Origin of the sequence: Nocardia amamiensis NBRC 102102, from assembly GCF_001612745.1 — a bacterium.
Classification (GTDB): domain Bacteria; phylum Actinomycetota; class Actinomycetes; order Mycobacteriales; family Mycobacteriaceae; genus Nocardia; species Nocardia amamiensis.
The window spans coordinates 1-22097 of the sequence record NZ_BDBA01000099.1 but is presented as its reverse complement, the minus strand read 5'-3'; the positions used below and the strand labels follow the sequence as shown (position 1 = coordinate 22097).

Sequence of the window (22097 nt, the reverse complement as noted above, 5' to 3'; positions counted from 1 at the left end):
CATCGGTCGCCGGATCGGGGTAGAGGCGCGTCGGGGGCACCGCCGATGTCCGGGTGATGGAATAGTATCCGCTGCATGTCTTCACCGGGGGCGCAGACCATCACCGTGCGCCATGATGGAAACGAACGAGTATTCGATTCGAGCCAGCAGATCACCATGGGCCGCGCGCCGGAAGTGACGCTGTTCGTCGACAGCCCGCTCGTCTCCCGCGTGCACGCAACGCTCGCCTGGCAGGGCAGTGCCTGGGTGTTGACCGACAACAGGAGCACCAACGGCGTGTTCGTCGACGCGCGCAGGGTGACCCAGCCGGTGTCGATCGATCGACCCACCCAGGTGCGACTCGGTGACGCGATCAGCGGTCCGCTGCTACACCTGCTGCCCGCGAACCCGCAACCTCCGCAACGGCCTTCGATGCGACCGCCGCAGCCGCAATCAGCGCAGCAGCCGCAACTGGCGCCGCAGCCGGGGCCGCCGCCGCAGGTTCGGCCGCTCGCGCAACAGTTCCAGCGCCCGCACTATCCGCCGCCACAGGACGCGCCTGCGCCCGCGGTGAACGTCAACATGACGACCAGGGCCGACGTGTCGAACATGCCGCCGGTCCGGGCCAGGGCCACCACGGCGCCGATCGCCCGCCCGGACCGGATCCCCGCGACCGGCCTGACCATCGGCCGCACCACCGACAACCAGATCGTCGTCAACGATCCGCTGGCCTCCCGCCAGCACGCCCGCCTCGTCGCCTCCGCCGAGGGACTGACCATCGAGGACCTCGGTTCGGCGAACGGCACCTTCGTCAACGGGCACCGGCAGCAGCGGGCGGTGCTGCGCGAGCGGGACATCATCACCATCGGCAACGTCGACTTCGTCGTCCAGCAGGGTGCGCTGGTGCACCGGCAGAAGCCGGTCGCCGAACAGGGCCTCGCGGTGCACGGTGTCGGATTCACCGTCGAGGGCAACAAGCAACTGCTCGTCGACGTGAACATGTCGGCCAGCCGCGGGACCCTCACCGCGCTGATCGGCCCTTCCGGCGCGGGCAAATCGACGCTGTCGCGGCTGATCGCGGGCACCACCCGGCCCTCTGGCGGCGTGGTCACCTTCGAGGGCCGCAACCTGCACGCCGAATACGAGGCGCTGCGCTCCCGCATCGGCATGGTGCCGCAGGACGACGTGCTGCACCGCCAGCTCACCGTGCGCCAGGCGCTCGGTTTCGCGGCCGAGCTGCGGCTGCCGCGCGACAACAGCAAGGAAGACCGGCAGAAGGTGATCGACGGGGTGCTGCAAGAGCTTTCGCTCACCGAGCACGCCGATACCAGGGTCGACCGGCTCTCCGGTGGTCAGCGCAAGCGTGCCTCGGTGGCGCTGGAATTGCTCACCGGCCCGTCGCTGCTGATCCTGGACGAGCCGACCTCGGGCCTGGACCCGGCGCTGGACCGGCAGGTCATGGTGATGCTGCGCGAGCTCGCCGACGCCGGTCGCGTGGTGATCGTGGTGACCCACTCGGTGGCGCACCTGGACATGTGCGATCAGGTGCTGCTGCTCGCGCCCGGCGGCAAGACCGCCTACTGCGGCAACCCCGCCGGTGTCGGCGCGGCGCTGGGCACCAGCGACTGGGCGGAGATCTTCGCCAACGTCGCGGCCAATCCGGATCAGGCGTTCGCGGCCTATCGCTCCCGGCAGGCGTTCGCGCCGCCGCCTCCGCCGCCGCCGCAGCCGTACGGACCCGCGGGCAGTCCGCCGCAGTCCAGCCGTGGCAAGCAGTTCTCGACCCTGGCGCGCAGGCAGATCCGGCTCATTCTGGCTGATCGCGGCTACCTGACCTTCCTGGTGATCCTGCCGTTCATCCTCGGCGGGCTGTCCCTGGTGGTGCCCGGCAAGAACGGTTTCCGGCGCGGCGCCTTGAAGGCGCTACCCGACGGCACGTTCGTGCCCGAAGGCGGCGGCGAGACCCAGCAGCTACTGGTGGTGCTGATTCTCGGCGCCTGCTTCATGGGCTCCACGCTCACGGTGCGTGACCTGGTCGGCGAGCGGACCATCTTCCATCGCGAACGCGCGGTGGGACTGCTGCCCTCGGCGTACCTGATGGCGAAGATCGCCGTGTTCAGCTTCACCGCGCTGCTGCAGTCGGCCGTGCTGGTCGGCATCGTGCTGGCGGGCAAGAAGCGTCCCGGCGAGGGCGCGGTGCTGGCATCCGGCAGCGCGGAGCTGTACATCGACATCGCGCTGACCGCGGTCTGCTGCGTGGTCGTCGGTCTGCTGCTCTCGTCGCTGGCCAGGTCGAACGAACAGGTGATGCCGCTGCTGGTGGTGGCCGTCATGTGCCAGTTCGTGATGGCGGGCGGTCTGATCCCGGTCACCGGGCGGGTGGTGCTCGAGCAGGTGTCCTGGTTGTTCCCGGCCCGCTGGGGCTATGCCGCTGGCGCGTCGACGGTGAACATCCGCGAGTTGTTCCTCAACGCACAGCCCGACACACTCTGGCAGCACAAACCGGAGATCTGGGCGCTGAACATCGGCGTGCTGTTGTTGATCACCTTGGTGCTCGCGATCGTCACGTGGCGCCGGTTGCGACTGAAGAAGTCGGCGGCGTGAGGCGTCCCACACGGCGAGCGCGCGGCGCAGCGCGGGAAAACGGCGACGACCGGGGCCGAGCCGCAACGGCGAGCATCTCGGCCACGAACCGGGCAGACTGATGCCTGTGACGGTGCGAGTAGGGGCAGTGCATCTCGGCTGGGATGTGGTGTCCGTGGCGGCGGGCGGCGGTGGCATTCCGATCCGCCCGGTGCAGGTGGAGGGTGTGTGGACGCCGCCGGCGTATCTGCTTGCGGATGCGTCGGGCCGGCTGCACACCGCCGGTGTGGAACGCAACCGGCCCGATCTCGGGATGGCGATCGCCGACGTGCGCGACATCCTGGGGCATCCGCAGATCGTGGTGGCGGGCGCGACGTGGCCCGCCGAGCTGGTGTTCCGCGCGCGGATGTACAACCCGCTCGCCGAGATCGGCAAGCACCTGCGCGGCAAGCCGGACCTGGTGGCACTGCCCTTCCCGGACGGCTGGCCGGACGAGAAGGTGGAGATCTACGCGTCGATGGTGGAGCAGCTCGACGTCATCGTCGAGCCGCTGCCCGAAAGCGTGGCGCTGTCGGGTTACATCCGCGCGCTCGGGCTGGTACATCCACCGGACCGGTCCAGGCCGAATGGCATCGGCGCGACCGGCGTGTACTCCGACGGCCGGAGCATGCTGGTGGTCGCGGTGCACGGCGACGACGAACAGCCCACCGAGTCGGTCGAGGTCCCGGTCGACGCCGAAGCCATGCGCGATGCCCGGTCCGCGGACAACGTCGTGATCGAGGTGATGGCCGCCGCCCGCTCGATCGGCGCGGATACCTCGACGGTCCTGCTATCGGGCAACGTGCGCTTCAACGACGCGTTACGCCTGGCCTTCCAGAACCATCTCGGGCACCGCTTGCACGTGGCCGACCATCCCATGCACGCGCTCGTGCTCGGCGCGGTACATCTGCTGGTGAGCGACACCGAGGCGGCCGAACCGGAGCCGCCGGGCAGGCCTGTCACCGAACCGGCGCCCGTCCCGCAGCGTCCGGTGGACCCTCGCCAGCAGGCCGAATACGCGCCGCGACCGGAGACTCCGCAGCAGCAGCCGGACCCTGGCCAGCGCGGTTCGGAGCCTGCGCCGCCCCGGCCGGTGCCCGGCGTCCAATACGGCCCGGGATACCCCACCCAGCACGACGAGACGACGACCAGGATGGGTCGCGACGAGGTGCCGCGCGGTCTCCCGCCGAACCTCGCCGAGCTCGGCAGCCGGTTCACTCGGCCACCGAGCGCGCCGGACGATCAGCGCGGCAGCGCGCCAGAACGTTCGCAGGGCGAGTTCGCCGGTCCGCCGCCCGGTGGCCCGGTGCCACCGCTCGGGGCGCGGCCGCCGTATCAAGGAGCATCCGAACAGCAGCCGTACCACGGCGCGCAGGAGCAACCGGGCCACGGTTCGTGGCAGGAATCCGGCGCGGAGTCCGATGACGCCCACGATCGGCGCCGCAAGGGCAAGGTCTGGAACAAGATGAAGGGCAATCTGTTCGGGGCCAATACCGTTGCCGGCGCGGTGGCGCTGGCCGTGGTCGCGCTTCCGGCCGGTACGGATCAGGCCGAGCTGACCGCGCGCTCGGCAGGCTTCGAGGCGGGTGCGATCACCCTCGACGAGGCGGCGGCTCGGGGCGAGGCGGAGCCGATCGCGTGCCCGCTGACGCCCTACGCGATCAACCAGCCGAAGCCGGGCATCGCCACCGCCAAGGGCCGCCTCTCCGAAGACCAGGCCGGCGACCCGGACTGCGGGCGGCCGGGCATCGATACCCTGCGTTACCTGGTCCCGGGGCCGCCCGGTGCCATCGACCTCGGCCCGCCGATCGAGATCTGACGCGATTTCTTTCCGGCGCTACCCCGCTGGTATCGTGGCTCGTTGGCGTGTGGAACGCCCGGTCGACCTCCTGGTGAATCGTCCGGTCGTCCGCCGGGTCCCGGGTCTCCACCGGCCGCCGGGAACACCTCGACCACATGCTCGGCTGGCAACACCGACGACAGACAGGGAAGCACTGTGCCTACGTACAGCCCGAAGGCGGGTGACGTGACCCGGAAGTGGTACGTCATCGACGCCACTGACGTAGTGCTCGGCCGTCTCGCCGTTCAGGCAGCAAATCTGCTGCGTGGCAAGACGAAGCCGACCTACGCTCCGCACGTCGATGGTGGCGATTTCGTCATCATCATCAACGCCGACAAGGTTGCCATCAGTGGCAACAAGCGGCAGGACAAGCTGATCCACCACCACTCCGGGCACCCGGGCGGCCTCAAGTCGCGGACCGTCGGTCAGGTGTTGGAGACTCGGCCCGATCGGCTCGTCGAGAAGGCCGTGAAGGGCATGATCCCGAAGAACAAGCTCGGCAACGCGATCGCGGGCAAGCTGAAGGTCTACGCGGGCCCGACGCATCCGCACGCCGCCCAGCAGCCCATTCCGTTCGAGATCAAGCAGGTGGCCCAGTGACCGCTCCCGAGGAAATCAACGAGGACTACGCCGAGGAGTTCGACGCCGAAGCCGTCGAGGACGGCGCGGGCTACGAGGAGAGCGAGAGCTCGCCGGCGTACTCGCCGGTCGTCATCGACCGCCCGGTGCAGACCGTCGGCCGCCGCAAGGAGGCCGTGGTCCGCGTCCGCCTGCTGCCCGGTAGCGGCAACTTCGTGCTCAACGGCCGCACCATCGAGGATTACTTCCCGAACAAGGTGCACCAGCAGCTGGTCAAGTCGCCGCTGGTGACCGTCGAGCGCACCGAGTCGTTCGACGTGCACGCCCGCCTGGTCGGCGGCGGCCCGTCGGGCCAGGCAGGCGCCCTGCGGCTGGCCATCGCCCGCGCGCTGATCGAGGTCACCCCGGAGGATCGTCCCGCCCTGAAGCGGGCCGGCTTCCTGACCCGTGACCCGCGCGCCACCGAGCGCAAGAAGTACGGCCTGAAGAAGGCGCGCAAGGCGCCGCAGTACTCGAAGCGCTGATTTCGGCAGCGTCGACCATCGCATCCGGCGTCCCGGCGACGTCGGATGCGTTTTGGAGGCGAAGCTCGCGCAACCCGTCAAGGGTCCCGCTTTCGCTGCGTCCATACGGTACGGTCGACGCGGCAGCTGTACGAGAGCAGGCTCCCAGCGAACAGCTGGTCGCCTGCTCTCGTGCTGTATGAACTTGCGGTGTTCGCGGCTTTCGGTGGTCGACATGGTTGCGGCCTCCAGGGCCGCCGCGCTCACCGCAGGGTGAAACAAGTGGTGAGCGCGGGGCCTTTGTGGTGACTCGGACTGCACTTCCGGCGTCGCTCACACCGCAGATCGACCGACGTAAGGCGAGGTATGGGACGTTTGTTCGGCACCGACGGAGTCCGCGGGCTTGCCAACGAGTCGCTGAGTCCGGAGTTCGCGCTGCGGGTTTCCGGTGCGGCCGCGCAGATCCTGAGTCGCGGCAAGAATCGCGCGCTCGCGGTGGTCGGACGCGACCCACGGGCCAGCGGCGAGATGCTGGAGGCCGCCGTAACCGCCGGTCTGACCGCGGCGGGAGTGGACGTGCTGTCGGTGGGCGTGTTGCCGACGCCCGCCGTCGCCTACCTCACCGGTTTGTACGACGCGTGTCTCGGCGTGATGATCTCCGCCTCGCACAACCCCATGCCGGACAACGGCATCAAGATCTTCGCCGCGGGCGGGCACAAACTCGATGACGCGATCGAGGACCGGATCGAGGCGCTCATCGCCGCGGACACGCCGTTCCGCCCGACCGGCGCGGGGATCGGCCGAGTGCGCAACGCGGCGGGCGCACGCGATCACGGGCTGGTCATCCCGGACCAATACAGCCTCGCGGGCACCCATGAGCGCTACGTGGAACACCTGGTGGAAGCGACCGGACAGGCTTTGTCCGGACTGACCGTCGTGGTCGACTGCGCACACGGCGCCGCCGCGGAGGTGGGACCCGCTGCCTATCGCGAGGCAGGCGCGACCGTCATCGCCATCAACGCCGAGCCCGACGGGCTGAACATCAACGACGGCTGCGGCTCCACCCATCTCGACCAGGTCCGGGCCGCGGTGCTGGAGCATGGCGCCGATCTCGGCCTCGCGCACGACGGCGACGCCGACCGCTGCCTGGCCGTCGATGCCAGTGGCACCATCGTGGACGGCGACGCGATTCTGGCGATTCTGGCCCTGGCCATGCACGAGGCGGGCGGACTGGCCCACGACACCCTGGTCGCCACGGTGATGAGCAACCTCGGCCTGCACATCGCCATGCGGGCCGCCGGAATCACCGTGCGCACCACCGCAGTCGGCGACCGCTATGTGCTGGAGGAGTTGCGGCGCGGCGGATTCACGCTGGGCGGCGAGCAGTCGGGACACGTGGTCTTCCCGCGCTACGGCACCACCGGCGACGGCATCCTGACCGGATTGCGGTTGATGGCCAGGATGGCGCGGACCGGGCGCACCCTGGCGGATCTGGCGAGCGTGCTGCACACCGTGCCACAGGTCTTGGTGAATGTGCCGGTGGGCGACAAATCCCTGGTCGCGCGGGCGCCCGAGGTGCGGGCGGCGGTGCAGGAGGCGGAGCGGATGCTCGGCGACTCCGGCCGAGTCCTATTGCGTCCCAGCGGCACCGAGGAATTGGTGCGGGTCATGGTGGAGGCCACCGACTTGGCGCAGGCACGGCAATTGGCGGACGATCTCGCCAAACGGGTTGCCGCTGTGTAGTTTCGGCAGCGCCTGCGTTTGCGGGCCCTCGATGGTTCCCGCTGGCGAGTCCCCTCCCGCTCGAGAGTTCATCGCTTCTCCGTCAGCGACCTCCGCGCGAAGGCGGCGGCTTCGTCGAGCAGTGTTCGCCAGAGTTCGCGATCGACAGTTGGGATCGCGACCCACTCGCGGAAGACCTTCCCGGCCGGCGCGAACGGCTCTCCGGTGCCGCTGTCGACCAGCTCGGCGACGCGCTCGCGAGGAAGCTTGACCACAAGGGAGCCGGACTTGTCGTCGATGGATGCCAGGAACCTGCCCGCCAGCCGCACACATGGGTAACCCATCATGGTGGCCCGGCCGATGGCCGGGTCGTAGAGCAGGTCATCGGTGAGTTCGTCGTAGAGGTCGCGGGCGTCACCGCCGGACCGGTCCGACGGCGACGCTCCCACGTGATGCCTCGCCATCAGCCCGCTGGCGGTGTGAACACGGCGAACATGTTGCCTACCGGGTCACGCAGATAGGCGAACGCAGGCACACCCGGCCCTGAATCGAGGTTCTTTCTGACAACCGATCCCCCGAGTTGCTCGGCATCGGCGCAGGTGGCGTCGACGTCTGCCACCAAGATGTAGAACACGGCGTGGTTCGGAAGCTGCCCTCCGGTACCGATGATGCCCCCCATCGGCGTTTCGGCGCCGGAGGCCTTGATGTTGTGGTAGTCGATCCCTGCGGCGGCCGAGGGGCCATCGGCCTCGAAGGACCAGTCGAACAGGCTGCCATAGAACTTCTCGGCGCTGCCGGCGTCGCTGGTGGCTATCTCGAACCAGGCCACCGTTCCTGGAGCGGGGTTGGTCACTGTTCTCTCCTTCTGCTCGGATCACCCGCCAGCGCGGCGGGCCGAACTCACTGTCTCGCGGGTTCGCGACAGCCCTATGTCGGTGTTTGGCAGAAGATCTCAGGGACCCAGTTCCCTCGCAGGTAGCTTCATCTCGTGCCCGTCCACGTGCAGCTCGGGAGTGACGCGCTGATGGCGCGGCGGGGCCGGTTCCCGCTCGGCACGGATGATGCGGTCCATGCGGAATACCCGGTCGTCTCTTCGTAGGTGGCACCAGGCGGCGAGGTAGGAGCCGTTGGGCCCGACGACGACGTGCTGTGGCTCGACCATTCGCTCGGTCTCGACTCCGCCCACGTCGATGTAGTGGATCCGCAGCACGTGATTGTCGCGGACGGCACGCCAAATGGTCTCGGCGACCTCGGCGTCGGGGTCTGGAGCAGGCTGTACCAGCAGTCGCACCTTCTCGGCAGTGGACCGTGCCTCGGCGAGCGCCTGCTCCGGCATTGCCGACATGATCTTCTGGAGGGCGCTGCGAGCGTCCTTCTTGAAGAGCACGTGCTCGCTCCGGCTGAGCGCCACCGCGACGGCTGCGGCCTCCCGCGGAGTGAAGTTCAAGGGCGGCAGGCTCATGGACCGGTCCAGCGTGTAGCCGCCGGAGCGCCCCTGCTTGGTCGCGAGCGGCACCCCGGCTTGCCCGAGGGCACTGAGATCGCGCTCGATGGTCCGGACGCTGACCTCGAAGTGCCGGGCCAATTGCCGCGCCGTACGCCCCCTCGGTCCTGCGGCGCGCAGTTCCTCGACGAGGGCGTAGAAGCGGTCGATCCGGTTCATACGCGCATGCTAAACGGCGGCGGGGACAAGAATGGCGAGAGATTCTTCCCCGAGTTGTCCTGTTGTTGTCCTTGCCGTTCGTCATTAGGTCGGAGCGGGATGGTCCCGCGTACAGGAGATCAGATGAACCAGTACTTGCTATCGATGTACGAGGTCGAGGGAAAGGCCGTGGGGGCGCCTGCCACACCGGAGGAGATGGAAGCCTTCATGGGGCGGTTGATCGCCCTGGAGGAGGAGATGGATCGGGCCGGCGCCTTCGCGTTCGGGGGCGCGTTGCACGGTCCCGACGCGGCCACGGTGGTCAGGGGCGGAACCGGCCTCGACAAGGTGACCACCGATGGTCCCTTCGTGGAGGCGAAGGAGCACATCGGCGGTTTCTACATCATCAACGCCGAAGATCTCGATGCGGCCCTGGCGTGGGCGGAGAAGGTCGTCGAGGCCACCAACCACGACATCGAGGTGCGGCCGTTCCGAGCGACCGGCCGGGTACCGGCCGGTCACTGACGGGGCCGGTGGATGGACGAGGTCGAGCGGGCATTTCGTGCGGCGCACGGGCAGGCCATAGCAACGCTCACCCGGTTGTTCGGCGACATCACGCTGGCCGAGGATGCCGTGCAGGACGCCTTCGTGACGGCCGTTCAACGGTGGCCGAGGGACGGTGTCCCGGACAACCCCGCAGGTTGGATCGTCACCACCGCGCGGAATCGTGCGATCGACGTCGTCCGCCGGAGCAGGCGCGGACGCGAGCTCACCGAGGAGATCGCGTCCGACCGGCTCCGAGCCTTGTCGGCTCCTGAGCATTCCCACCCCGTGCGTGACGACCAACTGAGGCTCATCTTCACGTGTTGCCACCCTGCCATTGGAATCGAGCACCGAGTGGCCCTCACCCTTCGGCTGATCGCGGGACTGACACCGTCTGAAGTGGCCGCGGCGTTCCTGGTGAGTGAAGAGACCATGGCGAAGCGCTTACTGCGGGCGAAGTACAAGATCAAAGCGGCGCACATTCCCTATCGGGTGCCGGACGATGCCGAACTCCCGAACAGGCTGCAGGCGGTGCTCTCGGTGTTGTATCTGGTCTACAACGCCGGCGCGGACGACATCCGGCGCAGCGACCTACGCGCAGAGGCCATTCGACTCGCCAGGCTGCTGACCGACCTGATACCCGACGAGCCGGAGGCAATCGGCCTGCTGGCACTGATGCTGCTGAACGACGCTCGCGTGCCGGCACGCGAAGACGAGCGTGGCCTGGTGCTCCTGAAGGACCAGGATCGGGCGTTGTGGGACCACTCCCTCATCGCCGAAGGGCAGGCGCTCGTACTCGCCTGCATGCGACGGGGGCACCCCGGGCCGTTCCAACTCCAAGCCGCGATCCAAGCGCTGCACTGTGCGGCACGCAGTTACGACGAAACGAACTGGCCCTCGATCACCCGGTTCTACGACAGACTGATGACCGCCATGCCGACACCCGTCGTCGCGCTCAACCGAGCCGTCGCCATGGCCGAAACCCGCGGAGCCGACTATGGCTTGCGGCTCCTCGACGAACTCGCCCGCGACCTGGCCGGCTACCACCCATGGCATGCGGCACGCGGGTCCATGCTCCACAGGCTCGGCCGGAATGCGGAGGCCGCGGAAGCCTACTCCCGCGCCGCGGAACTGGCCCGAACGGAACCAACGGTTCAGTTCCTGCGCGAACAGAGCGAAACCATCGCGCGGAGTGATTGAACGGCCGTCCCATCGGGTTCCGGCCGGAGATCTCGCGCTCAGAGCGTCTCGGTGAGGACGCCCGCGGCCATGTGCCAGCGCCGTGTCGCGCGGACGGTGTCGAGCATGCGGCGGTCGTGCGTGACGAGCAGCAATGTGCCGGTGAAGGATTCGACGGCCTGCTCGAGCTGTTCGATGGCGGGCAGGTCCAAGTGGTTGGTCGGCTCGTCCAGTACGAGCAGGTTGACGCCGCGGGCCTGCAACAGCGCGAGGGCGGCGCGGGTGCGCTCGCCCGGGGAGAGCGTGTCGCAGGGACGAAGCACGTGCGGACCGCGCAGGCCGAACTTGGCCAGGAGCGTGCGCGCCTCCGCTTCCGGCCAGTCCGGCAGTTCGGCGCCGAAGGTATCGGACAGCGCCGCGGTTCCGCGGAACAGTCCGCGCGCCTGGTCGACCTCGCCGATCGCGACGCCGGAGCCCAGGTTCGCGGTTCCGCAGTCCGGCTGGATCCTGCCCAGCAGCATGCCCAGGAGGGTGGACTTTCCGGAGCCGTTGGCCCCGGTGAGCACGATGCGGTCGGCCCATTCGATCTGGGTACTGATCGGGCCGAGCGTGAAATCACCACGGGTGACGGTCGCTGCGGACAGTGTGGCGACCACCGAGCCACTGCGCGGTGCCGCGGCGATGCTCATCCGCAACTCCCACTCCTTGCGCGGCTCCTCCACCACGTCGAGTCGCTCGATGCGGCGCTGGGTCTGCCTGGCCTTCGCCGCTTGCTTCTCGGTGGATTCGGCACGCATCTTGCGACCCGCCTTGTCCGAGTCCAGCTTCCTGGGGTCGCGCGCCTTCCGGCGCGCGGTGCGGACGCCGTGTTCGAGCCAATTGCGCTGCATCTGCGCGCGTGCTTCCAGGCCCGCCTTGGTGTCGGCGTACTCCTCGTAAGCCTCGCGTGCGTGCTGCCGAGCGATCTCCCGCTCCATCAAGTACGACTCGTAGCCGCCGTCGTACAGCCCGACCTGCTGCTGGGCGAGGTCCAGCTCCACGATGCGATTCACAGTGCGCGCCAAGAACTCCCGGTCATGGCTGATCACCATCAGCGGGACCCGGACGCCTGCGACGAACTGCTCCAAGCGTGCCAGGCCGTCCAGGTCCAGATCGTTGGTCGGCTCGTCCAGCAGCAGGATGTCGAAGCGGGACAACAGGACCGAGGCCAGTCCGGCGCGCGCGGCCTGGCCGCCGGACAAGCCGGTCATCGGAGTGTCCAGGCCGTTCGGGAGGCTGTCGGCGAGGCCGAGGTCGGCGGCCACCTCATGGGCACGCTGGTCCAGGTCGGCGCCGCCGAGAGCGAGCCAGCGTTCCAGCGCAGGGGAGTACTCGTCCTGGCCGCCTTCGGCGAGGTGCTCGGCCGCCGCGTCCATTGCCTGTTGCGCCGCCGTGACTCCCGTTCGGCGGCCGAGGAACTCGAGCACGGTCTCCCCGGGCACCCGCTGCGCCTCTTGGGCCAGATAGCCCACTGTCGCGTCCGGCGGACTGAGCGTGATGCTGCCCGTCGGCGTGCGCTGATCGGCGAGCATCCGCAGCAGCGTCGACTTGCCCGCGCCGTTCACCCCGACCAGGCCGATCACGTCACTCGGCGCGAGGGTCAGGTCGAGGTCGGCGAACAGTGTGCGCGCGCCGTGACCGGCCGACAGGTCTCGGGCATGCAGAGTGGTGCTCACCTGCACGAGTCTGCCGTGCTCGGGGTTGCACCCTGAGGTCGGCCCCGGGAGAAATCAGGGTCGGTATCGGCCGCTGTACCGATGCCAGGGGATGTGCAGGCGGGCACAGTGGAGGTCGTAGCGATCATCGCCAGAGAGGGAAGACCAATGACCGTCCCTACCCGTCGCTTCGCCCGCTCGACCCAGGACAAGTGGATCGCGGGCGTCTGCGGTGGCATCGCCGAGTACCTCGGCTGGAACGCCAACGTCGTCCGGTTGCTGTTCGTGGTTTCGTGCCTGCTGCCGGGGCCGCAGTTCATCATCTACCTGGTGCTGTGGCTCCTGATGCCGAAGAAATGATTCCGCTGGGGGGTCATCGAGCTCCCGTCTTCGTCGATTCCGTCGCCAACAGGTGGCCGCGCAGGTGAGCGAGGATCTCAGCGCGTGCGGGATGGGCCGCGGGGACCAGTCCCGGCATGCTCAGGAAGGCGTGCACCGCTTCCTGGTAGTGAGTCAGCGTCACTTCGACTCCCGCCTGCCGCAGGCGGTCGGCATAGGCCGGAGCCTGGTCTTCCAGCGGGTCCGTACCCACGGCTTGGATCAGGGCCGGGGCGAGCCCCGCGAGGTTGTCGCTGTGCAATGGTGAGATCGTACGAGGGTCGAACGATTCCGGAAGCACAATGCGCTGCACCGCACGGCAATTGGCCGGTGTCGCGGTCGGGCTGTCCGCGTTTTCGGTGAACGAGGGGTACTCGAAGACACGATCGGTCCAGTCGAGCTGCGGATTGATCAGTACCTGGGTGCGCACCGGCAGTCCGAGTTCGTCCGCCTTGATCGCAATGAGAGCCGCGAGTGTAGCTCCCGCGCTGGCACCGAGCAGGCCGATGCGAGCGGGATCGGCTGCCCACACCGGGGCCAGCTCGACAAGGCGGCGTACGGCATCGAAGGCGTCTTCGACGGGTGCAGGCATCGGGTGCTCGGGTGCCAACCGATAGTCGACCGAGGCGACCACCGCCGGACACTTGGCCGCCAGGTGGCTGAGGAGCCAGTCGTCCTGGTCCGGTGCGCCGAGGATGAATCCGCCGCCGTGGAACGCGACGATCAGCGGCAGCGCCGAATCAGCCCGCTCGGGCTGGTACACGCGAACGTTCAGCCGACGCCCCGGTAGCTCGAGTACGTGTGCGGTGATTCGTGCACCACGATCGGGCCTGCCGGTGACCAGTCTGCCGAGCGCGGACCGGCGCTTGCGGTTCTGCGCTTCACGCAATTCGATGACCTGTTCGGCGGTGATCGAAGCCCAGTCCGGCTCAGGTGTGAGTGCGGTGAGAATTCGGACTCGTGGTGGAACTTTGCCTCGCATGACGTGCCTCCGGGTTGTTCGTGATGGTCTTCGTCGTCCGCCGTGTTCCCGGCGGCGTAGCGATACCCTGACAGCTGTGACCGTGGGTGCGCTTTCGGAAATGTGCGGTCCGGCAATGTCGCCGATGGTGTGGCTGCGGCCGGGCCATGTCGGCTACATCGGGCCGGAGCTCGGCGTCGACCTGCATTCCGTCTCGGTCGCGGTGCTCAGCGTCGGCCTGGACGGGCCGTTCGTCCTGGAGACCGCCGCACACGGGCAGATACGCGCGCTCAGTTCGTTCGCTCCGGCCCGCGCGTCGCACCGCGTCGTCGCCCCCGAGAGGTGGATTCTGCTGCTATTCGTCGATCCCGCGGGTACGCCCGCCACCGGAATCGCGGGAGAGATGACGGCGACCGCCGGGCCCTACGGTCTCGCCCACCGGCGGGAACAAGAGCTCGTCGAGCTGTGCCGTGGCGATGACGTGGATCCGGATCGGATCTTCGCCCAAGCCATCGCTGGTCGGGCACCGGTCGCCGATCCGCGGATCGAGTGGGCCGCCGCCGCGATCCGCCGGAATCCGAATCAGACGTTCCGGGCCGACACGATCGCCGCGAACCTGGGCCTGTCCACCACCCATTTCCTCCGCCTGTTCGCCCAGCGGTCCGGCACCACATTCCGCGGCTATCAACGGTGGACCCGCGTCGTCCACGCGCTCCGGGACGCCGCGACCGGCCGCGACCTCACCCGCTCGGCCACCGACGCCGGTTTCGCCACCCCGTCCCACTTCAGCGAAACCTTTCACCACATGTTCGGACTGTCCGCCACGACACTGCTGCGCTCCGGCATCCGCTTCGACCTCGGAACCTAGCCCGCGCCTGTCTGTTTCGGCTTCCTGGCCATTCCGTGACGCGAGACACGCTTCTTCCCCGGGTATCGAGCGACGGGGCATCCGTGCTGCGTTGATTCGGTGAGCCTCGGGGATGCGTCGAGCCCGCGCGGGTGTCAGGATGGAGCAATGCCGCTGGTGCGGCGCCGCACCATCGCACGATTCGCGCTGAGGAGTTGCAATGATCACCTCGGAATTCCCGGGTCTGGACATACCCGGGATCGACGCGTCCTCGTCACTGAACGGATTGGGCGCGGTCGAACTGCACCACCCCACTCAGGACATCGACGGCGACGGCACCCTCGACACCGTCACGACGACCGGTGACGAGGCGATGCAGGTCTGGACCGACTACGACCACGACGGCTTCGCCGACCACGTCACGATCGTGGAGAAAGACGGCGACTACTCCGCATGGGAATTCCATCGCCACCCCGACGGCACGTCCGAATGGGTCCGCACGGACAAGGGCAAGATCGGCTAGCCCGAACTCACTATCCTCGCCGCCGGCTGGATCGTCCTAGCCCGTCGCGGTGTCGGCGTTGATCGCTCGGGTGGCTTTCGTTGATAGTTCTCCACTGCCTGGTAGAGGGTCTCTTGACCTTCAAATCGCAGGTCAGGGCAGATAGAGGCGTTCGCACGGCAGGCGCCGGAGTCCTGTGGTGTCGCCGGGAATCACGGTTACTGTGTCGGGCCCGTGGTGGACATGCCAGTCCCGCGCGAACAAGGATGCGGCGGTCAGGCACGCGGCGAAGTCCATACGAAGGCCGTGCAGGAAGATGCTCAGGTGTATGTCGGGTTCTTCCGGTCGTGGGGATGGGTTGACGCTCACGATTTCTCACCCGTCCGCTCGCGGGGATCGAACAGGTCGTCGATCACGTGGACCACGGTATTGGGGCAGTCGTTGCCCGCCAGCCCGGTGTGCTCGCCCAGCACGCCGTCGGCCACCGGAGCCACCCCAACGCAGCGTGGGCACCCCACGAAGACGAGCGTGTCGGTCCCCTGGTAAACCGCACCCAGACAGGCCGACAACCGAATCGACGCACCATATGCGGACTCAGGCATGGATTGCCGCCTTCCCAGGAGCCGGGGGTCCGGCGCACTCGCGAATCGATTCGACCACCGCGATCCCCGACGGGCGGAACTCGTTGCGTGGCGGCATCACCCAGACTCGGAATCCGGCACTGCGGCCGACCGGTGACGGCAACGCGATCTGCGCGCCAGTGCGCGTGACGTACGCATCGAGCCGGAACAACTCGGCGAACAAGCGCACCTCGTCGGGCACATCCGGCACGACGATGTAGGTCCACCGTTTCGAACGCGGATGCGAGACGATCGGACCGAGCCGCACGCCCTGGCTCTGCATGTGGCTCTTCACCGCACCACCCAGCCGCGCAGGCATGGTGATCGCGCCGACGCTGCCTGCCAGCACGACGATTCGCCCGCCCAGTTCGGGCTGAACGATAGCTGGTAGCCCGCAGCTCTGCCGGTAGAAACGGCACCGTGTCGTCGGCGTATCGGCCTGCACCATCGGCAGAATTCGTGTGTCGTCCATCCCCTCATCTCCCTGCTCGTCGCATGATGAGCACCCGACGCCGAGGAGCTTGCGCCACCGGCTGCCGCTCGCGGCGGTCGGTGTGCCGCAGGGCTATCGCGGCATCAACCCGGCGCCGGGTGCTGAATGAGCGTCACTCGATCTGGGCCGGACAACTGGCAGGGATGTTGTCAGCCGCCTACCCGGCGGCGGGCGCTTGGGTATCCTGCCGACATGACCTCGAATTCAGCGGCAATCGACGCGAACCGAGCGTTGTGGGACGAATGGGCAGCGATCCACGCTGACGGCGATTGGTACGACGTCGACGCGGTGCGGGCAGGGGCGGAAAAGCTACGGTCCTACGAAATCGACGAAGTCGGCAACGTCACCGGACGGACAATGCTGCATTTGCAGTGCCAGATCGGTACCGACTCCATCGCTTGGGCCCGTCGGGGTGCGAAGGTGACCGGTGTCGACTTCTCTCCGGTTGCCGTGCAGATTGCGCGATCACTGGCAGCGGACGTCGGCGCAGACGCCGAGTTCGTATGTTCGGATGTCATGCGACTGCCGGAGAATCTGCACGGTTCCTGGGACGTCGTCTACGCTTCCCGCGGGATCCTCGGATGGTTGCCCGACCTCGACCGTTGGGCCGAGATCGTCAGCCACTACCTACGTCCAGGCGGGTTTTTCTACCTGACCGACATCCACCCGATTGCCAAAGCACTTGATGACTCCTCGGCAGATATTCGCGTGAATCGCCCGTACTGGCCCCGTCGCGAGCCGATTCGCTATGACGTGCGCGGTACCTACGCCGACCCCGATGCCGAGGTTGAATCGACCGACAAGTACCTCTGGACGCACAGCACGGGCGAATTGATCACGGCGATCGGCAAGGCTGGGATGTGTTTGGAATTCTTCCATGAGTTTCCCTGGCTTGATCGGCCGTGGCCGTGCCTGGAGAAGATGTCCGACCGCGAATTCGTTCTGCCGGGCGGGGTCGAGTTGCCTCTGTTCTTCTCGTTGCGCGCACGCAAACTCACGTCATAGCAAGTTCATCTGGTGGGCGATCCGTCGCAGTGGAGCGTCAAACGTCCGTTTCTTGTCGAGCAGTTCGGAAACCTGTCGGCGCCCCAGCGGGTCGTTCACCACAATGTGCGGCGCTGCCTGCCACGCGGCCGTCAACGCTACGACCGCACCGTCCAACGCGCCAACCATGCCATAAGCCCGAGCCTTGTGAAGCTGGAAGTAGCAAACGCGGTTGGTGCTGCGCAGAAGCCCCGGGTCCAGGCTGGAGCACGCTTCGAGTGCATCCGCCGGGCGTTCCAGATCGACGCTGATACCTGCTCGTTGGACTGCTATGTTGGCAGGCCCGAAGATAAGGAAATAGCGTTCGGTGTCGGTTCTCGCGACAGTCTCGGCCGCTGACAGGAGGCGCATCGCGCTCATGCGGGAGCCCGAGCGTGCCGCTGACTGTGCGCCGTAGAGCCGCAAGACGCCGATCACGTGTTCCGCGTCGATTGATAGTGGTCCTTTCGATACCAGATTCGCAGTCTCTTCAGCGAGTGCAGTCGCCTCTTCGGGGTGGCCGCCGATCATCAATTCAGTAGTCAACGTCGCAGCGACAGAACCGATCAGGATCGGATTGTCCGAATATTCGGCGGCTGCTGCGGCGCGGTCCAACGCCAGCCGAGCATGAAGGTGGTCGTAGCGGTGCCTGAACTCCAATGCACCCAAGCGATACAAATTAGCCAGCGTGGCATACGCACGCGACCGAGCGTGAGCCGATCTGCAATTCTCGGCCAAGGCCGTGGCATCGATTATCAGGCGTGGTAGCTCTGTAGCGGCCGACAGGAACTTCGAACTGGACTGGTTGTACGTGCGCCGCAGTGACAGCACCGCCTTGGTGAGTTCCAGCTGCGACCGTGCCTGTTCACAGGGGGTGAACATGCGGGCAGGACGGTCGAGCAACCGGACGAGCTCGGAGTTCCCATCCATAGCAACTGGGTTCGCGACCTCAGCCACTTCCTCGGACAACTCGGACACCGCGACATTGAACACCTTGGCGATTTCGCGAAGCGTCGACATCGAGTCGATGTGGAGGACACCGCGTTCGACTTTGGTGACCCAGGATGCCGACCGATGTAGGTGCAGCGCGAGACCATCCTGCGTCCAGCCTCGCGCTTTGCGGAGACTGGCGATCTTCCGTCCTAGCGGCTGCGGTCTGTCCACCCCTGCACCTCGAACAAGCCTGGTCCGGATCAACGCGATACTGCCACAGATTCGCCAAACACGATGTCAATTCCTAGGATCAGCGTGATTCTGATCGTAGACAGCGTCGCCGAGCCGCTTCAGCGTTGACCGGCGTACGCAAGCCGGTCGCGAACTCGAAGATCGAATTAGCCTGTTCACCACCTACATCGCGCAGATCCACAGTAAGGAGTAGCCGCCGTGCCGCCCGTACAGGTCGCAGTCTGTGGTCCTCGGCATTGCAGTGATACCGAGGAAACGAACGCGCGAGAGGTGGGACGGCTGCTGGCCGAGGCAGGCGCCACCGTGCTGTGCGGTGGTGGAACCGGCGTCATGGCAGCGGTCGCCGATGGCGCCGCCAAGGCAGGCGGTTTGGTCATCGGTGTGCGACCCGATGCCGACCACGATGCGATTTGCGATGGCCTCTCCGCTGTGCTGTACACGAACATGGGTGAAGCCCGGAACGCCATCCTGATCTGGTCGGCCGACGCGGTGATCGTTGTCGGGGGTTCATGGGGGACGTTGTCGGAACTGGCGCTGGCCAATCGGCGCGGTGGGGTTCCGGTCGTCTCTCTCGGCGGGTGGCGGCTATCGGATGCCGACGGCAATACCGTCGTCGGGTCGAAGGTCGCCGAAAGTCCAGGGGAAGCTGTGCGTATCGCGTTGGCGGGTTGATCGTTCGACGAGATTCGGCACGCTGATCCGGCCGCTGTGCGCCGGGTCAGGAGCCGCGACGGGCATCTGTCCGTGCCTCGTGTACGGATCCGGACTGGTTGTGGCGGTGGGAGCGCGGAGACTAGGTTTTCGGCGTCGAGTCGACCGGAATTCGGCGGAACCGAATGTCGGTGTGTCGCGTCGAAGGAAGTATGGCAGCAGTCGGCGCGAAGGAGAGTCGGCGCCTGGCGAATTGAGACTACGAGGACGGAGGGGACCGTGGGCGGGTCGGAGATGGTCGGGGTTCGGACGGGGGAACTCGGTGCACTGGGGGACGACTATCGGCGATCGGCGGGTTCGGTCCGCGATCAGGCCGGACGGGTCGACAAGAATATGTTCGGTGAGGGCGGCGATGCGGGCCGGAACTACGCGCCGCAGGGCATCGCGGTGCATCAGGGGTTGCAACGGATCAGCGCGTGGCTGAAGAACTGGAGCGATGCCACCACCGCGACCGCTGACGCGCTGGGAGCGGCGGTCGTGGCGTACTCGGATACCGACCAGCAGCGCGCGGCGGAGACACCCAAGACATGATGCTGCCGGATGACGACATGTGTTCCACTGAACACCAGACATTCGAGGAGCCGGAATCATGACCGTTTCCTGGCAGGGTAAGGCGATCGACGCCATCCTGGACGAAGGCAGTTACGGGCTGCAGTACTGGATCGAGTTCATGCCGCTGTACGAGGCGGCGTTCGGCGACAACGGCGGCCGGGGGGATCTCGGCAAGCTGCTCGCGATGTACGACGAGCAACGCGGCACGCGGGTGGAGAAGGTGGAGCAGGCGGGGGAAGCGTTGAAAGCCGCCCTGGCAGAGGTGGATACCCAGTGGGAGGCGCAACGCGGCTACACCGGCCGCCTGCCCGGACTGTGGCAGGGAACGGCGGCCACCGCCGCGCTCGACATGCTCACCAAACAGTCCGTCCTCGCCGATGAGGATCGGCAGCACGCGAGGGATGCGTGGAAGGTGATCGAGCCGATGGCGAATTCACTGCGCCAGTCGGTCGGCTCGAAAGCCGACGTGGTACTCGGGCTGCTGGAGGATTCGGGAAAAGGCAGCAGGGCCGTGAAGATCGACGGCAAGACCCCGGAAGATGTGAAAGTCATTGTCGACGTACACAATGCGCGCGAGTGGATCAGCGGGAAGCAGGCAGGCGACCTCTACCGGATCTTCCCCGCACTCGATCTTTCCGGGCAATTCGGCAATCTCCAGCTGGACAGTCCGCTCGGCGAAAAGGTTCGCAACACAGTCAACGATTGGCTGCGCGACCCCTTCAGACGGGACTTCGATGCCAAACTGACGCGCTACATCGACGCCTGCCATCAGACCGACGATCACTTCAAGCAGCAGTACCAGAACCTGGCCAATGCGTTGGCGGCGGTGTCGGACCGTGCCTATCCGCGCCCGGAGGGGCCGACGAAGCCGTCCCAGGACACGCCCGGCAACCAGAACCAGCCCGGCAACGAGAACCAGCCCACTCCTTCCGGGCCTCCGGGCACCCCCGGCACGCCGTCGCCCTCCACGGTCCCGGCGAGCACCGCACCGAGCACGGTGCCCGCGAGCACGGTCCCCGCGAGCACCACACCGGCAACGCCGACAATGCCGACTACTCCGGCCCCTCTTGCCCCCAAGCTGCCGGGACTGGACGGCTTGGCCGCGATCAGCCAGGTGGCTGGGGGACTGTCGCCACTAGCGAGCGGTCTTGCCCAAACGGTTCAGCAAGGCATCTCCGCGCTGAGCGGAACCATCAAGAGCGGAATCGATGACGCGATCGAAAAGCTCAAAGACACCATCGATCCGAAGAACCCCGCCAAAGACGGCGAGCCGAAGGCCGAGTTCGATATCGCCGGAAAACATGTGACGTTCGAGATGGGCTCGGACGGCGAATTGAAACTCGTCTTGTCCGATGAGGCGGGCAAGCAACAAGAGTTCGAGCTCGAGCTGAACGAGCATGGGATACCGGTTATCTCGATGAACGAGCCGAAAGAGCCCGCGCCGCCCGCCGACATCCCGGCTCCTGGAACGCAGGGCAAGGACAAGCCGGTCGACGCGACACCCGCCCCTGAACCGAGCACCGGCCAGCCGGGCGTGCCGTCCGGAACTCCGCCGACCACGCGCCGCGAAGAAGACGGCGAGCGTTGGCCGAAGCCGATACCGGAGCAGGCCGAAGCGAAACCGGAGCAGGGCGAACCGCAACCGGCGGCCCCGTTCGACAGTGGGGCGGAACTGGCCGAGGCCGGACCGCTGTGATCCCGGCCACCGTGGGCGCGACGGCGCAGGATGAGCGAGGAGGTGCCGCATGGTGAACTACGCCGAGGAAGCGAGGCGACTCGCCGAGGAGAACCAGCGCCGGATGGCGATCCTGATCGACGAGATCCAGGAGGTCAACGAGCAAACCGCGGCGCGGGGCCGGGAATTCGCCGACAACCTGGCGGCCGACATGGACCAGTTCCGGGCGGAGCATGCCGCCGAACTGGACCGAGCTCGTGCCGAGGCCGAGGAGAAAGAACGGCTGGAGTCCGAGGCACGTGAGCAGCGAGAGGCCATCGCGCGATCGATGGCCGCCCGAAGAGCGAACCAGACAGTGGCGCCGGTCGACGAGGAGGACGAAGAGGCGAAGTTCTACCAGCGCAAGAGCTGGCTGATCTGAGCCGCGGTGATCAGCGCCGCAGGAGTGCCGCCAGCTGGCCCACCTTCAGCTTCGGCGACTCCTCTTCATGGGGCGCTCGGGGGTCGATCACCGTGGTATGCGGAATGGCTTCCTCGGGCTCGGCGAAGGGACGGTAGGTCTTGTCGCCCGCCAGCGTCGCGAGCAGGTAACCGGTCAGCAGAGCGCGGGTGATGCGGGCCGCCTTGGGTTCGTGCTTGCCCGCACCCACCGCGGCGAGGACGCGGCGGCCCTCGATGATGCCGTTGTGCGAGGCCTTGTCGATGACGCGCAGGATCGCGGGGCCGTCCCATGCCATGGCCAGCGGGATGGCGTTGGAGCTGACCGAGGTGATGTCGGTCGCGCCCGCCAAGATCAGCGCGGGCAGGTCGAGCTTGGGAGCGATGTCTTCGGCGGCCGGCGCCGTCG

General features: G+C 67.2%; 24 protein-coding genes and 1 pseudogene. 15 read left to right on the top strand and 10 right to left on the bottom strand.

Annotation, left to right across the window (positions count from 1 at the left end; genetic code table 11):
- Positions 1–75: 75 nt before the first annotated feature.
- From NA4_RS19230 to glmM, 5 genes are all read left to right on the top strand, one after another.
- The gene (locus NA4_RS19230; RefSeq protein ID WP_067471462.1) at positions 76–2583 is read left to right on the top strand and encodes an FHA domain-containing protein; all 2508 of its coding nucleotides are present in this window, start codon (positions 76–78) and stop codon (positions 2581–2583) included.
- 100 nt (positions 2584–2683) lie between these two features.
- The gene (locus NA4_RS42660) at positions 2684–4420 is read left to right on the top strand and encodes a hypothetical protein (RefSeq protein ID WP_245671484.1); all 1737 of its coding nucleotides are present in this window, start codon (positions 2684–2686) and stop codon (positions 4418–4420) included.
- A gap of 177 nt (positions 4421–4597) precedes the next feature.
- Positions 4598–5041, top strand: coding sequence for a 50S ribosomal protein L13 (rplM, locus tag NA4_RS19220; protein WP_040864934.1), 444 nt, complete (start codon positions 4598–4600; stop codon positions 5039–5041).
- Entirely contained in the window at positions 5038–5544 is a 507-nt protein-coding gene (rpsI, locus tag NA4_RS19215; RefSeq protein WP_084497232.1) for a 30S ribosomal protein S9, read from the top strand. Before rplM ends, rpsI begins: the two co-directional genes overlap by 4 nt.
- Positions 5545–5889: 345 nt before the next feature.
- Positions 5890–7266, top strand: a complete 1377-nt coding sequence (gene glmM, locus NA4_RS19210) for a phosphoglucosamine mutase (protein WP_067471459.1) — start codon at positions 5890–5892, stop codon at positions 7264–7266.
- A 68-nt stretch (positions 7267–7334) separates the two neighbouring features.
- Here glmM and NA4_RS19205 read toward each other — a convergent pair whose 3' ends face one another.
- The 3 genes from NA4_RS19205 to NA4_RS19195 form a co-directional block, all read right to left on the bottom strand.
- Complete coding sequence (locus NA4_RS19205; RefSeq protein WP_157129129.1) at positions 7335–7694, bottom strand: hypothetical protein; 360 nt, start codon at positions 7692–7694, stop codon at positions 7335–7337.
- Between the two features lie 14 nt (positions 7695–7708).
- Positions 7709–8074 (bottom strand): VOC family protein, encoded by a 366-nt coding sequence (locus NA4_RS19200; RefSeq protein ID WP_169811068.1) that lies wholly within the window; start codon positions 8072–8074, stop codon positions 7709–7711.
- 123 nt (positions 8075–8197) lie between these two features.
- Positions 8198–8908: a helix-turn-helix transcriptional regulator gene (locus NA4_RS19195; RefSeq protein WP_067471451.1), complete on the bottom strand. Its 711-nt coding sequence runs from the start codon at positions 8906–8908 to the stop codon at positions 8198–8200.
- Between the two features lie 123 nt (positions 8909–9031).
- Between NA4_RS19195 and NA4_RS19190 the strand changes: the two genes are divergently transcribed.
- On the top strand, positions 9032–9412 hold the full coding sequence (locus tag NA4_RS19190) for a YciI family protein (RefSeq protein WP_067471449.1): 381 nt from the start codon (positions 9032–9034) through the stop codon (positions 9410–9412).
- Positions 9413–9424: 12 nt separating this feature from the next.
- A complete protein-coding gene (locus NA4_RS19185) occupies positions 9425–10630 on the top strand; it encodes an RNA polymerase sigma factor (RefSeq protein WP_067471446.1) in 1206 nt (401 codons plus the stop codon).
- A 38-nt stretch (positions 10631–10668) separates the two neighbouring features.
- Here the strand turns inward: NA4_RS19185 and NA4_RS19180 are convergent, their stop codons facing one another.
- A complete protein-coding gene (locus tag NA4_RS19180) occupies positions 10669–12324 on the bottom strand; it encodes an ABC-F family ATP-binding cassette domain-containing protein (RefSeq protein WP_067471521.1) in 1656 nt (551 codons plus the stop codon).
- A gap of 147 nt (positions 12325–12471) precedes the next feature.
- Here NA4_RS19180 and NA4_RS19175 point away from each other — a divergent pair, with 147 nt between their 5' ends.
- On the top strand, positions 12472–12663 hold the full coding sequence (locus NA4_RS19175) for a PspC domain-containing protein (RefSeq protein ID WP_067471443.1): 192 nt from the start codon (positions 12472–12474) through the stop codon (positions 12661–12663).
- A gap of 13 nt (positions 12664–12676) precedes the next feature.
- On the opposite strand, the gene NA4_RS19170 is transcribed toward NA4_RS19175, so the two are convergent.
- A complete protein-coding gene (locus NA4_RS19170; RefSeq protein ID WP_067471440.1) occupies positions 12677–13663 on the bottom strand; it encodes an alpha/beta hydrolase in 987 nt (328 codons plus the stop codon).
- 76 nt (positions 13664–13739) lie between these two features.
- Between NA4_RS19170 and NA4_RS19165 the strand changes: the two genes are divergently transcribed.
- Both NA4_RS19165 and NA4_RS19160 read left to right on the top strand, forming a co-directional pair.
- Positions 13740–14510 carry an AraC family transcriptional regulator gene (locus tag NA4_RS19165; RefSeq protein WP_067471437.1) on the top strand — a complete coding sequence of 257 codons (771 nt, stop codon included), beginning with the start codon at positions 13740–13742 and terminating at the stop codon, positions 14508–14510.
- Positions 14511–14709: 199 nt separating this feature from the next.
- Positions 14710–15012, top strand: coding sequence for a DUF6802 family protein (locus tag NA4_RS19160; protein ID WP_067471434.1), 303 nt, complete (start codon positions 14710–14712; stop codon positions 15010–15012).
- 132 nt (positions 15013–15144) lie between these two features.
- On the opposite strand, the gene NA4_RS19155 is transcribed toward NA4_RS19160, so the two are convergent.
- From NA4_RS19155 to NA4_RS19150, 3 genes are read right to left on the bottom strand one after another with little or no spacing between them, the layout of a single operon-like run.
- Entirely contained in the window at positions 15145–15360 is a 216-nt protein-coding gene (locus NA4_RS19155) for a hypothetical protein (RefSeq protein WP_067471431.1), read from the bottom strand.
- Positions 15357–15593, bottom strand: a complete 237-nt coding sequence (locus NA4_RS40515; protein ID WP_157129128.1) for a hypothetical protein — start codon at positions 15591–15593, stop codon at positions 15357–15359. The genes NA4_RS19155 and NA4_RS40515 overlap by 4 nt, the downstream gene beginning before the upstream one ends.
- Positions 15586–16083 carry a DNA-directed RNA polymerase subunit beta gene (locus NA4_RS19150; RefSeq protein ID WP_067471428.1) on the bottom strand — a complete coding sequence of 166 codons (498 nt, stop codon included), beginning with the start codon at positions 16081–16083 and terminating at the stop codon, positions 15586–15588. The genes NA4_RS40515 and NA4_RS19150 overlap by 8 nt, the downstream gene beginning before the upstream one ends.
- 252 nt (positions 16084–16335) lie before the next feature.
- On the opposite strand from NA4_RS19150, the gene NA4_RS19145 reads away from it, so the two are divergent.
- Positions 16336–17109, top strand: coding sequence for a class I SAM-dependent methyltransferase (locus NA4_RS19145; protein ID WP_245671483.1), 774 nt, complete (start codon positions 16336–16338; stop codon positions 17107–17109).
- On the opposite strand, the gene NA4_RS19140 is transcribed toward NA4_RS19145, so the two are convergent.
- Positions 17104–18291, bottom strand: coding sequence for a helix-turn-helix domain-containing protein (locus NA4_RS19140; protein WP_067471421.1), 1188 nt, complete (start codon positions 18289–18291; stop codon positions 17104–17106). The two genes, NA4_RS19145 and NA4_RS19140, sit on opposite strands and share 6 nt — an antisense overlap.
- 219 nt (positions 18292–18510) lie before the next feature.
- Here NA4_RS19140 and NA4_RS19135 point away from each other — a divergent pair, with 219 nt between their 5' ends.
- From NA4_RS19135 to NA4_RS19120, 4 genes are all read left to right on the top strand, one after another.
- On the top strand, positions 18511–18984 hold the full coding sequence (locus NA4_RS19135; RefSeq protein WP_084497230.1) for an SLOG cluster 4 domain-containing protein: 474 nt from the start codon (positions 18511–18513) through the stop codon (positions 18982–18984).
- A 258-nt stretch (positions 18985–19242) separates the two neighbouring features.
- The gene (locus tag NA4_RS19130; protein ID WP_157129127.1) at positions 19243–19554 is read left to right on the top strand and encodes a hypothetical protein; all 312 of its coding nucleotides are present in this window, start codon (positions 19243–19245) and stop codon (positions 19552–19554) included.
- A gap of 58 nt (positions 19555–19612) precedes the next feature.
- Positions 19613–21271: a hypothetical protein gene (locus tag NA4_RS19125; protein WP_067471415.1), complete on the top strand. Its 1659-nt coding sequence runs from the start codon at positions 19613–19615 to the stop codon at positions 21269–21271.
- Between the two features lie 49 nt (positions 21272–21320).
- Positions 21321–21671, top strand: coding sequence for a hypothetical protein (locus tag NA4_RS19120; RefSeq protein WP_067471412.1), 351 nt, complete (start codon positions 21321–21323; stop codon positions 21669–21671).
- A gap of 10 nt (positions 21672–21681) precedes the next feature.
- On the opposite strand, the pseudogene NA4_RS41435 reads toward NA4_RS19120, so the two are convergent.
- Positions 21682–22097, bottom strand: a pseudogene (locus NA4_RS41435) (hypothetical protein); the annotation flags it as partial.

Bases quoted from the DNA above. Each gene is read 5' to 3' on its own strand.
- NA4_RS19125 (WP_067471415.1), top strand. From the start codon at position 19,613: ATGACCGTTTCCTGGCAGGGTAAGGCGATCGACGCCATCCTGGACGAA.
- NA4_RS19175 (WP_067471443.1), top strand. From the start codon at position 12,472: ATGACCGTCCCTACCCGTCGCTTCGCCCGCTCGACCCAGGACAAGTGG.
- NA4_RS19190 (WP_067471449.1), top strand. From the start codon at position 9,032: ATGAACCAGTACTTGCTATCGATGTACGAGGTCGAGGGAAAGGCCGTG.
- NA4_RS40515 (WP_157129128.1), bottom strand. From the start codon at position 15,593: ATGCCTGAGTCCGCATATGGTGCGTCGATTCGGTTGTCGGCCTGTCTG.
- NA4_RS19230 (WP_067471462.1), top strand. From the start codon at position 76: ATGTCTTCACCGGGGGCGCAGACCATCACCGTGCGCCATGATGGAAAC.
- NA4_RS19150 (WP_067471428.1), bottom strand. From the start codon at position 16,083: ATGGACGACACACGAATTCTGCCGATGGTGCAGGCCGATACGCCGACG.
- NA4_RS42660 (WP_245671484.1), top strand. From the start codon at position 2,684: ATGCCTGTGACGGTGCGAGTAGGGGCAGTGCATCTCGGCTGGGATGTG.
- NA4_RS19120 (WP_067471412.1), top strand. From the start codon at position 21,321: ATGGTGAACTACGCCGAGGAAGCGAGGCGACTCGCCGAGGAGAACCAG.
- NA4_RS19185 (WP_067471446.1), top strand. From the start codon at position 9,425: ATGGACGAGGTCGAGCGGGCATTTCGTGCGGCGCACGGGCAGGCCATA.
- NA4_RS19160 (WP_067471434.1), top strand. From the start codon at position 14,710: ATGATCACCTCGGAATTCCCGGGTCTGGACATACCCGGGATCGACGCG.
- NA4_RS19195 (WP_067471451.1), bottom strand. From the start codon at position 8,908: ATGAACCGGATCGACCGCTTCTACGCCCTCGTCGAGGAACTGCGCGCC.
- NA4_RS19170 (WP_067471440.1), bottom strand. From the start codon at position 13,663: ATGCGAGGCAAAGTTCCACCACGAGTCCGAATTCTCACCGCACTCACA.
- glmM (WP_067471459.1), top strand. From the start codon at position 5,890: ATGGGACGTTTGTTCGGCACCGACGGAGTCCGCGGGCTTGCCAACGAG.